Source organism: Pseudomonas sp. GL_091, from assembly GCF_057837725.1.
In genome coordinates, this window is record NZ_CM174451.1 from 6368158 (window position 1) to 6382687 (window position 14530).

Consider the following 14530-nt stretch of genomic DNA (forward strand, 5'->3'; position numbering starts at 1 on the left):
CAAAAACCACTCACTTGCGAGGCATCATCATGAGCAAAAAGCCATCAAAGCATGGCCCCAACAAGGCCAAATCCATCATCGCCCAGCCATTGTTCCGCAGCCGCCAGGAACGCCCGGCCAAGGGCAAAGGCAGCTACCGCCGCGAAGCCTTCCAGTCTGACAGCTGGGAGGCTTCTTACTTTCTGGCTGCGTAAAGCAGAACACCCCTTTGACATGGTAAGGTCTGTACCTGATTCGTATTCCCTGGACCCGTGCATGCCCTTTTGTCTTCCCCATCGTTGGCACTTACGCCAATTGATCGCTGCCTCCAGCCTTGTTTTGCTTGTCGCCTGCGCGGAAAAACCGACCGCAGCCGACGCTCAGCCGCTTCAGACACTTCCTGTCGCTACCGCCCCGGCAGTTGTTCCGCCTGTGGTTCCGACGGGTGAGAACCTCGACATCCAGCCAACCCAGACCTTCGCCGAATGGCAGGCAGGTTTCCGCAAGGATGCCCTGGCCGCCGGTATCCGCGCCGATCTGTTCGACCGCGCCTTCGCCGATGTCAGCTTCGACCCCAGCGTGATCCGCGCAGACCGCAGCCAACCGGAATTCGCAAAACCGGTTTGGGAATACCTCGACGGCGCCTTGTCGCCGCTGCGGGTACGCAAAGGCCAGTCGCTGATCAACCAGTACGCCGACATCCTGCAAAGCATCGAGCAGCGCTACGGCGTTGATCGTCAGGCGCTGGTGGCCGTGTGGGGTATGGAAAGCAACTTTGGCCAGTTCCAGGGCAGCAAGTCGGTGATCAACTCGCTGGCGACCCTGGCCTACGAAGGTCGTCGTCCCGGTTTCGCCCACGCGCAATTGATTGCCGCCCTGCAAATCCTGCAACAAGGCGATATCGAACCCGAGAAGATGCTCGGATCCTGGGCCGGCGCCATGGGCCAGACCCAGTTCATCCCGACCACCTACAACACCCATGCCGTGGACTTCGATGGTGACGGGCGCCGCGATATCTGGGGCAGTTCGGCCGATGCCCTGGCCTCGACCGCGCATTACCTGCAAAGCTCCGGCTGGCAGAGAGGTCAGCCGTGGGGCTTCGAAGTCCAACTGCCGAGCGGTTTCAACTACGTACTGGCCGATGGCACGATTCGCAAGAGTGTCGCCGAATGGCGACAACTGGGCGTCATGCTGCCCAACGGTGGCCAGGTCCCGGCCGGCTCCGAGCAGTTGTCTGCCGCCCTGTTGCTGCCGGCCGGTTACCGTGGCCCGGCGTTCCTGGTGCTCGATAACTTCCGGGCGATTCTCAAATACAACAACTCGTCGTCCTACGCCTTGGGGGTGAGCCTGTTGTCGGAACGCTTCAATGGCACGGGCCTGATCAGCGGTACGTGGCCAAAGGATGACCTGCCTCTGAGCCGTACCGAGCGGATCGAGCTGCAAAACCTGCTGAGCGTACAAAACTACGACGCCGGCACCGCCGACGGGATCATCGGCGCCAACACCCGCAAGGCGATCCGCAGCGCCCAGCAGTCGTTTGGCTGGCCGGCGGATGGCTATCCGACGCACAAGTTGCTGGAAGGGTTGCGTAACCGCTAAAAGCTTCGCGAGCAGGCTCGCTCCCACAGGTGACCGAGTTCCTCCATAGGAATACGGTCGAATGTGGGAGTGAGCCGGCTCCGGGCGGCGATCCGACGATGACTGACTTAAAGACGACTGAATTTCAACGCCTGACTACTACATCCTGCTCCAGCACCAATTCCTTGCTCCCCGCATCCAGCCTGACCAACGCCCCCATGGGCAGCGTCAGGTTCGGATCGCAGTGCCCGCTGCGCCATCCGGACAGCACCGGAATCTTCAATGGCTCGAAGGTCTGCTTGAGCAACCGGTCCAGCGCTGCCACCTCAACCCCCGCCACGTCCCCAACCAACACGCCGCGCAGCTTGTGCAACGTGCCTGCCAGTCGCAACTGGGTCAGCAACCGGTCGATGCGATACAGCGGCTCGTTGATGTCCTCGATCAACAGAATGACGCCCTCGGCATCTATCTGGTAAGGCGTGCCCATGGTCGCGGCGATCATGGCCAGATTGCCTCCGAGCAAGCGCCCATGAGCCACACCTGGCTCGATCGTGGTCAGCGGGTAGGCTACCGGATGAGCCAGCACTGCTCCCGCCTTCACCTGCCCTCGCAGCATGTTGAAGAAGGAAGGTTCCGTAGGTTTTTGCTTGTCACCCAGCAGGTCGGCATTGAGCATCGGACCATGAAAGGTCACGAAGCCGGCATAACGACTGATCGCCAAATGCAGAGCGGTGATGTCGCTGTAGCCGACGAACGGCTTGGCGTTGTCACGCAGCAAATCAAAATCAATGCGGTCGAGCAGCCGCGGCGTGCCGTAACCGCCGCGCAGGCAGATGATGGCATCCACTTCGCTGTCGGCGAACGCTGCATGCAGGTCGCCAAGTCGCACCTCGTCGCTACCGGCCAGGTAGCCGTTTTTTTCGTAGACCCCGGGAAACACTTTCAGTGAATAACCCCGGGCACGCATCCATTGCACCGCCTTATCGGTGTCCAGCGGGGCTGGGCCAGCGGGTGCGATAACGCCGATCATGCCTTCCGACGGCAATGCCGGGACGGGAGCGTGAGGGCAAAGGGTGAGGGTCGGTCGAGCGGTCATCCGTGAATCTCCCTGCGTGAAATCTTCAGCACACAGTAGTCAGGAACGGGGACAAACAGAAGAGGAACCGTTGCCCCGCAGGTTGCAGGAAAAATGGCCGTTGCCGCTGGCCAGGCAAAAAAACGCCCGCAAGGCTGGATGCCGTGCGGGCGTTTTTCATTTCATTGCGCAGATCAGGACGACATCAGCTCGGCCTTGACCAGCTTGGCCTGCTCGTCGGCGTGATACGAGGAACGTACCAACGGACCCGAAGCAACGTTCTTGAAGCCCATCTTGTAGCCTTCCTCGGCGAACCAGGCGAAGGTGTCCGGGTGCACGAAACGCTGCACCGGCAAGTGGCTGCGGGACGGTTGCAGGTACTGGCCAAGGGTCAGCATGTCGATGTCGTGCTCGCGCATGCGCTTCATGACTTCGATGACTTCTTCGTCGGTCTCGCCCAGGCCCAGCATCAGGCCGGACTTGGTCGGAATGTGCGGCATCATCTGCTTGAAGCGTTGCAGCAGGGTCAGCGACCACTGGTAGTCCGACCCCGGACGCGCAGCCTTGTACAGGCGCGGCACGGTTTCCAGGTTGTGGTTGAACACATCCGGCGGCTCGGCGGCGGTGATTTCCAGCGCGATGTCCATGCGGCCACGGTAGTCCGGAACCAGGGTCTCGAGCTGCACGTTCGGCGACAGCTTGCGGATTTCACGGATGCAGTCGGCAAAGTGCTGGGCACCGCCGTCACGCAGGTCGTCGCGGTCTACCGAAGTGATCACCACGTACTTCAGACGCAGGTCGGCGATGGCGATGGCCAGGCTTTCCGGCTCGTTGACGTCGAGTGGTTTCGGACGACCGTGGCCGACGTCGCAGAACGGGCAACGACGGGTGCAGATGTCACCCATGATCATGAAGGTCGCGGTGCCACCGGAGAAGCACTCGCCCAGGTTCGGGCAGGACGCCTCTTCGCACACGCTGTGCAGCTTGTGTTTGCGCAGCAGGGCCTTGATGCGGTCGACTTCCGGCGAAACCGGGATGCGTACACGAATCCAGTCTGGCTTCTTCGGCAGTTCGGTGGTCGGAATGATCTTCACCGGGATGCGTGCAACCTTTTCGGCGCCGCGCAGCTTGACGCCGGCTTCAACCTTGGGACGCGGGGCCGGGCGCTCGGTGACATCGAGCGTCGGGATCATGGTTTGCACTGCATCAGTAGTCATATCAGTCGATTCCGCCCGTCAGGGTCGTCTGCTCAGCATAGTCGAGGTGTTTGACGAGCTGCGCGCGCAGCCGGGCACTTACCTCGGCAAATTCAATCGATCCTGCGTGATCGCTCAGCTGGGTCATCGCCAGCCCGGCATAGCCGCAGGGATTAATCCGTCGAAACGGTTCCAGGTTCATGTCCACGTTCAAGGCCAGGCCGTGAAAGGAACAACCGTGGCGGATCCGTAGACCCAGGGAAGCGATTTTCGCTCCGTCGACGTAGACACCCGGTGCATCGGGCTTGGCCACGGCGGTGACACCGTAACTGGCCAGCAGCTCGATCAGGCATTGCTCCATCCGGCTGACCAGATCGCGCACGCCAAACCCGAGCTTGCGCACATCCAGCAGCAGATAAGCCACCAACTGACCGGGCCCGTGGTAAGTCACTTGACCACCACGGTCGACCTGCACCACAGGAATATCCCCGGGGAGCAGCAGGTGCTCGGCCTTGCCGGCCTGGCCCTGGGTGAACACCGCGGGATGCTCAACCAGCCAGATCTCGTCGGCGGCATCGCTGCCGCGTTCGTTGGTGAAGCGTTGCATGGCATGCCAGACCGGCTCGTAAGCCATCTGGCCGAGTTCGCGAAAGCCCAGCGTGCCGGACATCACAGCACCATGTGCACGAAACCGGTGGCCCGCAGCTCGCTGTTGATGTTGTACAGCTGGTCCTGGTCGGTCGCGACAATGTGCAGCTGAATGGTGGTGTATTTGCCGTTGCTGCTCTGGCGCTCGTCAACACGCTCATCGTTGATCGTTGCATGTTTGCGGACGATGTCGATGATTCTGTCCTTGTTGCCCACGCCGGTGTCGCTGATCACCTTAACCGGATAATCATTGGCAGGGAACTCGATCTTTGGCGCCTTTACTTCGGTATCGGTCATGGCGTAACGGCCTCGTAAGCGTAAGCCGTGGCGACGGGCATGGCTGCGCGCCAGATCAGCGCGGAGCCATGCAGGTGCACACTAAATTCAGTTGAACAAGCCGTAGAAGAATAGACGGATGCTATCCCACATGCGGCGGAAGATACCACCTTCCTCGACAGCGTCCAGAGCGATCAGATCGGCGCTGTGCACCACCTTGTCGTCCAGTTTCACTTCGACTTTACCGATCACGTCGCCCTTGGCGATTGGCGCGACCAGTTGCGGGTTCATGGTCATGCTGGCAGCGAGCTTTTTCAGCTGGCCTTTGGGCAGGGTCATGGTCAGGTCTTCAGCCAGGCCGGCCTTGACCTGGTTGGTGGAGCCCTTCCAAACAGGCGCCTGGGCCAGTTCGGTGCCCTTCTGATAGAAGGTCTGGGTTTCGAAGAAACGGAAACCGTAGGTCAGCAGCTTCTGGGTTTCTGCGGCACGGGCCACTTCGCTGTTGGTACCGAACACCACGGCGATCAGGCGCATGCCATCACGTACGGCCGAAGACACCATGCAGTAGCCGGCTTCGTCGGTGTGGCCGGTTTTCAGACCGTCGACGGTCTTGTCGCGCCACAGCAGCAGGTTACGGTTCGGTTGCTTGATGCCGTTCCAGAAGAACTCTTTCTGCGAGTAGATCGCGTAGTGAGCCGGGTCTTCGTGGATGATCGCGCGGGCCAGTACAGCCATGTCATGAGCCGACGAGTAGTGCTCAGGGTTCGGCAGGCCGGTCGGGTTCATGAAGTGGGTGTTGGTCATGCCCAGGTCGGCGACGGTCTTGTTCATCAGGTCGGCGAAGGCGTCTTCGCTGCCGGCGATGTGCTCGGAGAGCGCGACGCTGGCGTCGTTACCCGACTGGATGATGATGCCGTGCAGCAGGTCGCTGACGGTGACCTGCGAGCCGACCTTGATGAACATCCGCGAACCGCCGGTACGCCAGGCATTTTCGCTGACGGTCACCGGATCGTTTTCGCCGATCTGGCCACGACGGATTTCCAGGGTCGCGATGTACGCGGTCATCAGCTTGGTCAGGCTGGCCGGTGGCAGACGCTGGTCACCGTTGTTCTCGACCAGCACGTTGCCGCTGCTGGCATCCATGAGCACGTAGGCCTTGGCGGCCAGTTGCGGTGGCGACGGCATCATCTCGACCGCGAACGCGGCTGGTGAGAGGAGCAGCGGGACTAGCAGGAACAGGCGTTTGGCAAAGGTGGTGATGTTCATCCGTCTCTCGAAATCGCTAATGGAAACTGCCCAAGGGCAAAACTAATCAAATAACCTTCAGGCTTTGCCCGAAAACTGCCTGCGCGACGATCATGCTGCGTTAAAAACAGGCTCGGAATGCTCATGTAGACCCCTACACTCCGCTTCCTCGCCTGTTTTTGCCTTGCCTGATCGCCGCTCGGCGAGTTTTCGAACAAACCCTACGAGTCATCGCGTGTTCAGTTGCTCACTCAGTCACCCTTGCCGGGCTTTTGTTCTTCAACGAGTCAACAACCTGGTTCGCCCCCCAATACCGCAGACGAACCGTCAATCAAGCTCTACGTATTACTCCGTGACCACACTCGGCGAACCGAGATTGGCCAGGCGCACACTGTTCTGCACCTGCTGGATTTCACCCGGCGATCCGATCGGGCCCAGGCGAACCCGATGCAGGGTCTGCTGATTGCGCACGATCGAGCTGATGAACACCGGAGCGCTCACCATCCCGCTGAGCTTCGATCTCAGGAGTTCTGCAGCGTCCGGGTTGGCGAACGCGCCCACCTGCAGATACTGGCCAGAGGCTGGTACAGAAGCGTTTTTTTTTGCATCAAGCTGCACAGGCACCACCGCAGCGGCGTGTTGCTGTGGCGGCGGTGTCCATTGCTCGACGGTGCCGGCCGAAGCCGTGATCACCGGGGCGCTATTCTGCGCGACTTGCGGTTCGTTGAGCATCAAAGGCGCCGGACGGCCTTTGGCTGCCCAATACGCCTGTGGATCGATGCCTTCGACCTTGACCCGCGCGGTGCCGATTTCGGCATAACCGAGCTTCTTGGCGGCAGCGTAGGACAAGTCGATGATCCGGTCCGAATAGAACGGCCCGCGGTCGTTGACCCGCAGAATCACACTCTTGTTGTTGTCCAGGTTGGTCACCCGAACGTAACTTGGCAGTGGCAATGTCTTGTGCGCGGCGCTCATGCCATACAGGTCATACACTTCGCCGTTGGCGGTGTTCTGACCGTGGAACTTGGTGCCGTACCAGGACGCAGTACCCGATGCCACGTAGGTCTTGGACTCTTGCAACGGGAAATAGGTTTTGCCCAATACCGAGTACGGGCTGGCCTTGTATGGGCCGGTGTGCAGGGTCGGCGTGGCGTCCGGGATGCGCGCAACATCGACATCCCACCATGGCGCGCCATCCTTGTGGGCGCGGTTGATGTCCAGCCCCGGCGTCGAGCGCACGGCGGTGGTGGACTTCTGGGCCGGCGCGCGGCTGGTCGAACAACTGGCGACCAGCACAGCCAACGCGGCGAATGCCATCAACTTCAGGGGTTTATTGATAGGCAATGCCCGCATTACTTGACGCCCCGTGCTTGGTCCAGCTGTTCAGACAGTTGATGTACGGCCATGGCGTACATCACGCTGCGGTTATAACGCGTGATCGCGTAAAAATTCTTCAGGCCCATCCAGTACTCGGAGCCATTGTCGCCTTCCAGGCGGAAAGCAGTAACCGGCATATCATCGCGCAGCGCATCATGACTTGACCACCCCAGGGCTCGCAACTCCCCGACGGTTTTCGTCGGTTCGATTCCTGCGGTCAAACCTTCGTCGACCTGATCGCCACGGACATCGGCGCGGCTGACCACCGGTTCGCCGGCGACCCAGCCATGACGCTTGAAGTAACTGGCGACACTGCCAATGGCATCGTCCGGGTTGGTCCAGATGTTGATATGGCCATCACCGTCGAAATCCACCGCATAGGCGCGGAAACTGCTCGGCATGAATTGCGGCAAGCCCATTGCGCCGGCGTAGGAGCCTTTGAGCGTCAACGGATCGACCTGCTCTTCGCGGGCCAGCAGCAGGAACTCACGCAACTCCTTGCGGAAAAACTCGGCACGGGGAGGATAGTCGAAACCCAGGGTCGACAAGGCATCGATCACCCGGAAATTTCCGGTATTACGGCCGAAAAAGGTTTCAACACCGATGATCGAGACAATCACCTGGGCCGGCACACCATATTCCTGCTCGGCACGGGCCAACACCGCTTCGTGCTGACGCCAGAAGTCCACACCCCGGGCTATGCGCGCATCGGTGATGAACATCGGGCGATATTCGCTCCACTGCTTGACCCGTTCGGCGGGTTTCGAGATGGCGTCCAGAATCGACTGCTTGCGCTCGGCTTCGCGGAACACGCCCATCAATTGTTCGCCAGCGAAACCGTAGTCGCGGGTCATTTCACCGACGAATTCGGCCACCTGGGGTGAGCCTTCGTAGTCGCCGGCCAACGCTTCCTGCACGGTGCCAAGGATGCTTACCAGGCCGACCCATGGCGCGTATCGAGTCGCCCAGCCACGCATTACTTGCATTGAAAATTTCACCTTATTCAAACCTGCGCGATCCACTTGCGATGGGTATGGATCGACATCAAAACCCCAAACGCTGACAGCAGCGTCACCAGCGAAGTGCCTCCGTAGCTAATGAACGGCAACGGCACCCCCACCACCGGCAACAGGCCACTGACCATACCGATGTTGACGAAAACATAAACAAAAAACGTCATGGTCAGGCTGCCCGCGAGCAACTTGCCGAACAATGTCTGCGCCTGGGCAGTAATCACCAGCCCGCGGCCGATCAACAGCAGGTAGATCAGCAACAGCGCGCAGATCCCCACCAGGCCGAACTCCTCACCCAATACGGCAATGATGAAGTCGGTGTGGCTTTCCGGCAGGAAGTCCAGGTGCGACTGGGTGCCCAGCAACCAGCCCTTGCCGAACACACCGCCAGAACCGATAGCGGCCTTGGACTGGATGATGTTCCAGCCGGTACCGAGCGGATCGCTCTCCGGGTCGAGGAACGTCAGGATTCGCTGCTTCTGGTAGTCGTGCATGATGAAGAACCACATGGCAATCGCCACGGGCACGGCGGCGGCCAGCACACTGAGGATCCAGCGCCAGCGCAAGCCACCCATGAACAGCACGAAAGCGCCGCCGGCCAGGATCAGCAGCGAAGTGCCGAGGTCCGGTTGCCGCACGATCAGAATGAACGGCACGCCGATCAGCATCAGGCTGATGCCCACATGCTTGAGTTGCGGCGGCAATGTGCGCTTGGACAGATACCAGGCGATGGTTGCCGGCATCAGGATTTTCATGAACTCCGAGGGCTGGAAGCGCACGACACCGGGAATATTGATCCAGCGCGTGGCGCCCATGGCGTTGTGGCCCATGACATCCACCACCACCAGCAACATCACACCGATCACATACCCGACCGGCACCCAACGGGCCATGAAGCGCGGCTCGAACTGAGCGATGACGATCATCGAGACCAGACCGATGCCGAACGAAGTGGCCTGTTTGGCCAGCAGGTCCCAGCTCTTGCCACTGGCCGAATACAGCACGAACAGACTGCCGGCGGCCAGGGTCAACAGCAAAATCAGCAGCACGCCATCGATGTGCATGCGTTGCAGCAGCGTCGCGCGACGACGCATCACATCCTCACTGGAGAGCATGCGATCAAAATTATTCATCACGGGCCGTGGCCTCCGCGCTAGTAGGGCTGGCGTATTCGGCTTTGAGGTGACCGTCCTGGTCGAGCAACCAGGCGTCCATGATCTGACGCACCACTGGCGCGGCGACGCCGGAGCCGGACTCACCGTTCTCGACCATCACCGACACCACGATCTGCGGGTCGTCCGCCGGGGCGAAGCCCACGAACAAGGCGTGGTCGCGATGGCGCTCCTGAACCTTGGAGCGGTCGTACTTCTCACCCTGCTTGATCGCGACCACCTGGGCCGTACCACTCTTGCCCGCGATGCGGTACTGCGCACCGATCGAAGCCTTGCGTGCCGTACCGCGGGCGCCGTGCATCACCTGCTGCATGCCGTGGTTGACCTTGGTCCAGTCCGACGGGTCGCGCAGGATGATGTCCGGCATCGGATTCTGATCCACCGGTTTCTCGCCTTCGATGGTCTTGGCCAGGTGCGGACGGTTCCAGATGCCTTTGTTGGCCACCAGCGCCGTGGCCTGGGCCAGCTGCAGCGGGGTCGACTGCATGTAGCCCTGGCCGATCCCGAGAATCAGCGTTTCGCCCGGGAACCATGCCTGGCGGCGGGTCGCGCGCTTCCATTCGCGGGTCGGCATCAAGCCTGGCGACTCCTCGAACATGTCCAGGGAAACCTTCTGACCGATACCGAACTTGGACAGGTACGACGACAACCGATCGATCCCCAGCTTGTGGGCGAGGTCATAGAAGTAGGTGTCGTTGGAGCGCATGATCGCCGTGTCGAGGTCGACAAAACCATCGCCGGTGCGGTTCCAGTTGCGGTACTTGTGATCGTAGTTGGGCAGCATGTAGTAGCCGGGGTCGAACACCCGGGTCGAGGCAGTCACCACGCCCGAATCCAGACCAGCAATCGCCACAGCAGGCTTGATGGTCGAGCCCGGCGGGTACAGACCGCGCAGCACGCGGTTGAACAGCGGCCGGTCGATGGAGTCGCGCAGTTCGGAATAGGCCTTGGAGCTGATGCCTGTGACGAACAGGTTCGGATCGAAGCTCGGCTGACTGACCATCGCCAGCACCTCCCCGGTTTTCGGATTCAGGGCCACCACCGCACCACGACGACCGCCGAGCGCGGCTTCGGCGGCTTCCTGCAATTTGATGTCCAGGCTCAGGACGATGTCTTTGCCGGAAACCGGTTCGGTGCGCTTGAGCACCCGCAATACACGGCCCCGAGCGTTGGTCTCGACTTCCTCGTAACCCACCTGACCATGCAGCTCCGGTTCATAGAAACGCTCGATGCCGGTTTTGCCGATTTGATGGGTGCCGCTATAACTGACCGGGTCCAGAGACTTGAGCTCTTTCTCGTTGATCCGCCCCATATAGCCCACCGAGTGCGCAAAATGCGCGCCCTGAGGGTAGTGACGCACCAGTTGCGCGACCACTTCCACGCCCGGCAGGCGGAACTGGTTCACGGCGATGCGGGCGATCTGCTCTTCGGTCAGCTCAAACAGGATCGGCACCGGCTCGAACGGCCGGCGCCCCTGACGCATGCGCTTCTCGAAAATCACCCGATCCTCGGGCGTCAGTTCCAGCACTTCGACGATCACGTCGAGCACCTGCTGCCAGTCGCCGGACCGTTCGCGGGTCATGCTCAGGCTGAAGCTGGGCCGGTTATCGGCGATCACCACGCCGTTGCGGTCGAAAATCAAGCCACGGGTCGGCGGAATCGGCTGCACGTGGACGCGGTTGTTTTCCGACAGGGTCGAGTGGTACTCGTACTGGATCACCTGCAGGAAATACAGACGGGCGATCAGCACGCAGATCAGCGCCACCACGGCAATTGCCCCGAACACGACGCGGCCACGCACCAGACGGGCGTCTTTTTCGTGGTCCTTGATGCGGATCGGCTGGGACATGAGGGCAGAATTACTTGTGGTAAGGGTGACCGGACAGCACGGTCCAGGCACGGTACATCTGTTCGCCGATCAGGATCCGCACCAGCGGGTGCGGCAAGGTCAGCGGCGACAACGACCAGCGCTGGTCAGCCCGGGCACAGACTTCCGGCGCCAACCCTTCGGGGCCGCCGACCATGAAGTTGACCGTGCGCGAGTCCAGCCGCCAGCGATCGAGCTCGACCGCCAGTTGCTCGGTGCTCCAGGGCTTGCCATGGACTTCGAGAGTGACAATCCGCTCGTTCGGCCCGACCTTGGCCAGCATAGCTTCGCCTTCCTGGCGGATGAAGCGGGCCACGTCGGCGTTCTTGCCACGGGTATTGAGCGGTATTTCCACCAGTTCCAGCGCCAGTTCGGACGGAAGACGCTTGGCATATTCATGCCAGCCTTCTTCCACCCATTTGGGCATGCGTGAACCGACGGCGATCAGTCGCAGTCGCACAGCGGTCCCTTATTCCTGGTCTTTGTTGAGCTTGTTGAAGTGCTCGTGACCAACTTCAGGGCTGTGGTGTTTGCCATCGGCCGCACGGCTCTGCTCGGCACCTTTCCACAAGCGCTCCAGGTCGTAGAACTGACGGGCGTTGGAGGTCATCATGTGGACGATCACGTCGTCCATGTCCAACAGCACCCAGTCACTGTCGCCCTTGCCTTCTTCACCCAGCGGTTTGATACCCAGGGCTTTGACGGCCTCGCGGACCTTGTCCAGCATCGCGCCGATCTGGCGGTTGGAGGTACCGGTGGCGATGATCATGTAGTCAGTGATGCTCTGCTTGTCGCGAACATCAATCACCAGCACGTCCTGGGCCTTGACGTCTTCCAGGGCGGCTACGGCGATCTTGACCAGCTCGTCGCCTTTAGGCGGATCGGCGGCGAGGACCTTTTCCGGCAGCGGGGCGCTCTTGAATGTGCCTTTGCGTTTTACTTTGCTTTCGTTGTTGCTCGTCATATAAAACTCGTTTTGCTCGTTTGTTCGGGCGCTTCAATACACGTTGTTGCCACGTGCCTTGAGGCACTCCTATTCAGTTCGACGCACGGTAGAGTCCGTGCGCATCGATGTAGGCCAGGACCGCGTCGGGCACCAGGAAACGTACCGACTTACCGCTGGCCAGCAGTTGACGGATCTGGGTGGCAGAAACCGCGAGCGGTGTCTGCCAGACGAATGCAATCTGTCCGCTCGGCCCTTTTAGGGCCAGCGGGTCGCTCACCGAGCGCGCTGCCAGCAGGTTGCGCAAGGCATCCGGCGGTTCGCTGTCGGCATCCGGGCGTTGCAACACCAGGATATGGCAATGCTGGAGCAACTCTTCCCAGCGGTGCCAAGTGGGCAGGCCGCAAAAAGCGTCCCAGCCCAAAAGCAGAAAAACCTGGTCGGATACGGCCAGTTCGGCGCGCATCAGTTCCAGGGTATCAATGGTGTAGGACGGTTTGTCCCGCTGCAATTCGCGGGCGTCCACCACCAACGGTGCCACACCGGCCACCGCGCACTCGACCATCGCCAGACGGTCCTTTGCCGACACCTGCGGCTTGTCCCGATGGGGCGGCCTGGCACTGGGTGTCAGGCGCAGTTCATCGAGCGCCAGGGTTTCGGCGACTTCCAGCGCACCGCGCAAATGGCCGATGTGCACCGGGTCGAACGTTCCGCCCAGCACGCCAATGCGGCGAGGGGCTGGCTCGCTGACGGTGACCGGGGCTGACAGGTCGAAGTCGCCCAAGTCAGACCGGCTCCTGTCCGCGCAGCTGCCCGTCGCCAACCACGATGTACTTCTCGCAGGTCAGTCCTTCGAGGCCCACCGGGCCGCGGGCGTGCAGCTTATCAGTAGAAATGCCGATCTCGGCACCCAATCCGTATTCGAAGCCATCGGCGAAGCATGTCGGGGTATTGATCATCACCGACGAGGAGTCGACTTCAGCCACGAAACGCCGGGTGTCGCCCTGGTGTTCACTGACAATCGAATCGGTGTGATGGGAGCCGTAATGATTGATGTGCTCGATGGCCTGGTCCAGTCCGTCAACCACACGGATCGACAGAATCGCCGCCAGGTACTCGGTGTTCCAGTCTTCCTCGGTGGCCGGCACGGCATCGATGATCGCCCGGGTGCGTTCGCAGCCGCGCAGTTCGACGCCTTTTTCGCGGAACTGGGCCGCCATCGCCGGCAGGAAATCCTTGGCAACGGCCTGATCCACCAGCAGCGTTTCCATGGCACCGCAAATGCCATAGCGATAAGTCTTGGCGTTGAACGCAATGCGCTGGGCCTTGGCCAGATCGGCGTGCTCACTCACGTACACGTGGCAGATGCCGTCCAGATGCTTGATCACCGGGACGCGGGCATCACGGCTGACGCGCTCGATCAGGCCTCGGCCACCGCGCGGCACGATGACATCGACGTACTCGGGCATGGTGATCAGCGCGCCGACGGCTGCGCGATCGGTGGTTTCGACCACTTGCACCACCGCGGCCGGCAGATCGGCCTCGGCCAGGCCACGCTGAATGCAGGCGGCGATGGCGCGATTGGAATGAATCGCCTCGGAACCGCCACGCAGGATGGTCGCGTTACCGGACTTCAGGCACAGGCTCGCGGCATCGATGGTCACGTTCGGCCGCGACTCGTAGATGATTCCGATCACGCCCAATGGCACGCGCATCTTGCCGACCTGAATACCGGACGGGCGGAAGCTCATGTCGCGGATCGCGCCAACCGGGTCCGGCAGCGCTGCAACCTGGCGCAGGCCGACGATCATGCCGTCGATACGCGCCGGGGTCAGTGCCAGGCGTTCAAGCAGGGCTGGCTCCAGACCATTGGCGCGACCGGCAGCCAAATCCTGTTCATTGGCCGCCGTCAGCTCGGCGCGGGCAGCGTCCAGCGCATTGGCGGCGGCCTGCAGGGCGCGGTTTTTCTGCGCGGTACTGGCACGGCCGATCACGCGGGAAGCTTCGCGGGCAGCGCGACCCAGGCGGGTCATGTAGTCAAGAACGGACTCAGTCATGGTCTGGCGTGGTCTTTGATAAGGTCTTGGTAAAGAGTAAAGCGACAGATTATAGCTGTCGCGCCCACCGACTAACAGCGGTGACGGGCGGATGGTCGAAATGG

The 14530-nt window shown here is 61.2% G+C and carries 15 protein-coding genes; 2 read left to right on the plus strand and 13 right to left on the minus strand.

The window, feature by feature from the left end:
• The first annotated feature begins 29 nt into the window (after nt 1-29).
• Together arfA and AC3ITY_RS29015 are read left to right on the plus strand one after the other, a co-directional pair.
• Entirely contained in the window at nt 30-194 is a 165-nt protein-coding gene (arfA, locus tag AC3ITY_RS29010; protein ID WP_007990624.1) for an alternative ribosome rescue factor ArfA, read from the plus strand.
• A 61-nt stretch (nt 195-255) separates the two neighbouring features.
• Nucleotides 256-1578, plus strand: a complete 1323-nt coding sequence (locus tag AC3ITY_RS29015; protein ID WP_223453586.1) for a lytic murein transglycosylase — start codon at nt 256-258, stop codon at nt 1576-1578.
• Between the two features lie 124 nt (nt 1579-1702).
• Here AC3ITY_RS29015 and AC3ITY_RS29020 read toward each other — a convergent pair whose 3' ends face one another.
• The 13 genes from AC3ITY_RS29020 to AC3ITY_RS29080 form a co-directional block, all read right to left on the minus strand.
• Complete coding sequence (locus AC3ITY_RS29020) at nt 1703-2653, minus strand: S66 peptidase family protein (protein WP_489306359.1); 951 nt, start codon at nt 2651-2653, stop codon at nt 1703-1705.
• A 173-nt stretch (nt 2654-2826) separates the two neighbouring features.
• Nucleotides 2827-3825: a lipoyl synthase gene (gene lipA / locus AC3ITY_RS29025; protein WP_162130289.1), complete on the minus strand. Its 999-nt coding sequence runs from the start codon at nt 3823-3825 to the stop codon at nt 2827-2829.
• 25 nt (nt 3826-3850) lie between these two features.
• The gene (gene lipB / locus AC3ITY_RS29030) at nt 3851-4498 is read right to left on the minus strand and encodes a lipoyl(octanoyl) transferase LipB (protein WP_223449073.1); all 648 of its coding nucleotides are present in this window, start codon (nt 4496-4498) and stop codon (nt 3851-3853) included.
• Entirely contained in the window at nt 4498-4773 is a 276-nt protein-coding gene (locus AC3ITY_RS29035) for a DUF493 domain-containing protein (RefSeq protein ID WP_095941984.1), read from the minus strand. Before AC3ITY_RS29035 ends, lipB begins: the two co-directional genes overlap by 1 nt.
• Nucleotides 4774-4860: 87 nt before the next feature.
• Nucleotides 4861-6018 carry a D-alanyl-D-alanine carboxypeptidase family protein gene (locus tag AC3ITY_RS29040; RefSeq protein WP_046041684.1) on the minus strand — a complete coding sequence of 386 codons (1158 nt, stop codon included), beginning with the start codon at nt 6016-6018 and terminating at the stop codon, nt 4861-4863.
• A gap of 324 nt (nt 6019-6342) precedes the next feature.
• Nucleotides 6343-7350, minus strand: a complete 1008-nt coding sequence (locus tag AC3ITY_RS29045; protein ID WP_489306360.1) for a septal ring lytic transglycosylase RlpA family protein — start codon at nt 7348-7350, stop codon at nt 6343-6345.
• Nucleotides 7350-8360, minus strand: a complete 1011-nt coding sequence (gene mltB, locus AC3ITY_RS29050) for a lytic murein transglycosylase B (protein WP_489306361.1) — start codon at nt 8358-8360, stop codon at nt 7350-7352. Before mltB ends, AC3ITY_RS29045 begins: the two co-directional genes overlap by 1 nt.
• A 17-nt stretch (nt 8361-8377) precedes the next feature.
• Nucleotides 8378-9481, minus strand: a complete 1104-nt coding sequence (gene rodA / locus AC3ITY_RS29055; protein ID WP_489311034.1) for a rod shape-determining protein RodA — start codon at nt 9479-9481, stop codon at nt 8378-8380.
• Nucleotides 9482-9512: 31 nt separating this feature from the next.
• Complete coding sequence (gene mrdA, locus AC3ITY_RS29060) at nt 9513-11408, minus strand: penicillin-binding protein 2 (protein ID WP_223453593.1); 1896 nt, start codon at nt 11406-11408, stop codon at nt 9513-9515.
• 10 nt (nt 11409-11418) lie between these two features.
• Nucleotides 11419-11886, minus strand: coding sequence for a 23S rRNA (pseudouridine(1915)-N(3))-methyltransferase RlmH (gene rlmH, locus AC3ITY_RS29065; protein ID WP_008052376.1), 468 nt, complete (start codon nt 11884-11886; stop codon nt 11419-11421).
• A 9-nt stretch (nt 11887-11895) separates the two neighbouring features.
• Entirely contained in the window at nt 11896-12390 is a 495-nt protein-coding gene (rsfS, locus tag AC3ITY_RS29070; RefSeq protein ID WP_489306363.1) for a ribosome silencing factor, read from the minus strand.
• 73 nt (nt 12391-12463) lie between these two features.
• Complete coding sequence (gene nadD / locus AC3ITY_RS29075) at nt 12464-13153, minus strand: nicotinate-nucleotide adenylyltransferase (protein ID WP_223453595.1); 690 nt, start codon at nt 13151-13153, stop codon at nt 12464-12466.
• Between the two features lies 1 nt (nt 13154).
• On the minus strand, nt 13155-14426 hold the full coding sequence (locus tag AC3ITY_RS29080; protein ID WP_150726954.1) for a glutamate-5-semialdehyde dehydrogenase: 1272 nt from the start codon (nt 14424-14426) through the stop codon (nt 13155-13157).
• Between the last annotated feature and the right edge of the window lie 104 nt (nt 14427-14530).

Coding starts and splice junctions, on each gene's coding strand:
- AC3ITY_RS29015 (WP_223453586.1), top strand. CDS start 256: ATGCCCTTTTGTCTTCCCCATCGTTGGCACTTACGCCAATTGATCGCT.
- rsfS (WP_489306363.1), bottom strand. CDS start 12,390: ATGACGAGCAACAACGAAAGCAAAGTAAAACGCAAAGGCACATTCAAG.
- AC3ITY_RS29020 (WP_489306359.1), bottom strand. CDS start 2,653: ATGACCGCTCGACCGACCCTCACCCTTTGCCCTCACGCTCCCGTCCCG.
- AC3ITY_RS29080 (WP_150726954.1), bottom strand. CDS start 14,426: ATGACTGAGTCCGTTCTTGACTACATGACCCGCCTGGGTCGCGCTGCC.
- AC3ITY_RS29035 (WP_095941984.1), bottom strand. CDS start 4,773: ATGACCGATACCGAAGTAAAGGCGCCAAAGATCGAGTTCCCTGCCAAT.
- AC3ITY_RS29045 (WP_489306360.1), bottom strand. CDS start 7,350: ATGCGGGCATTGCCTATCAATAAACCCCTGAAGTTGATGGCATTCGCC.
- AC3ITY_RS29040 (WP_046041684.1), bottom strand. CDS start 6,018: ATGAACATCACCACCTTTGCCAAACGCCTGTTCCTGCTAGTCCCGCTG.
- arfA (WP_007990624.1), top strand. CDS start 30: ATGAGCAAAAAGCCATCAAAGCATGGCCCCAACAAGGCCAAATCCATC.
- mrdA (WP_223453593.1), bottom strand. CDS start 11,408: ATGTCCCAGCCGATCCGCATCAAGGACCACGAAAAAGACGCCCGTCTG.
- lipB (WP_223449073.1), bottom strand. CDS start 4,498: ATGTCCGGCACGCTGGGCTTTCGCGAACTCGGCCAGATGGCTTACGAG.
- lipA (WP_162130289.1), bottom strand. CDS start 3,825: ATGATCCCGACGCTCGATGTCACCGAGCGCCCGGCCCCGCGTCCCAAG.
- mltB (WP_489306361.1), bottom strand. CDS start 8,360: ATGCAAGTAATGCGTGGCTGGGCGACTCGATACGCGCCATGGGTCGGC.
- rodA (WP_489311034.1), bottom strand. CDS start 9,481: ATGCGTCGTCGCGCGACGCTGCTGCAACGCATGCACATCGATGGCGTG.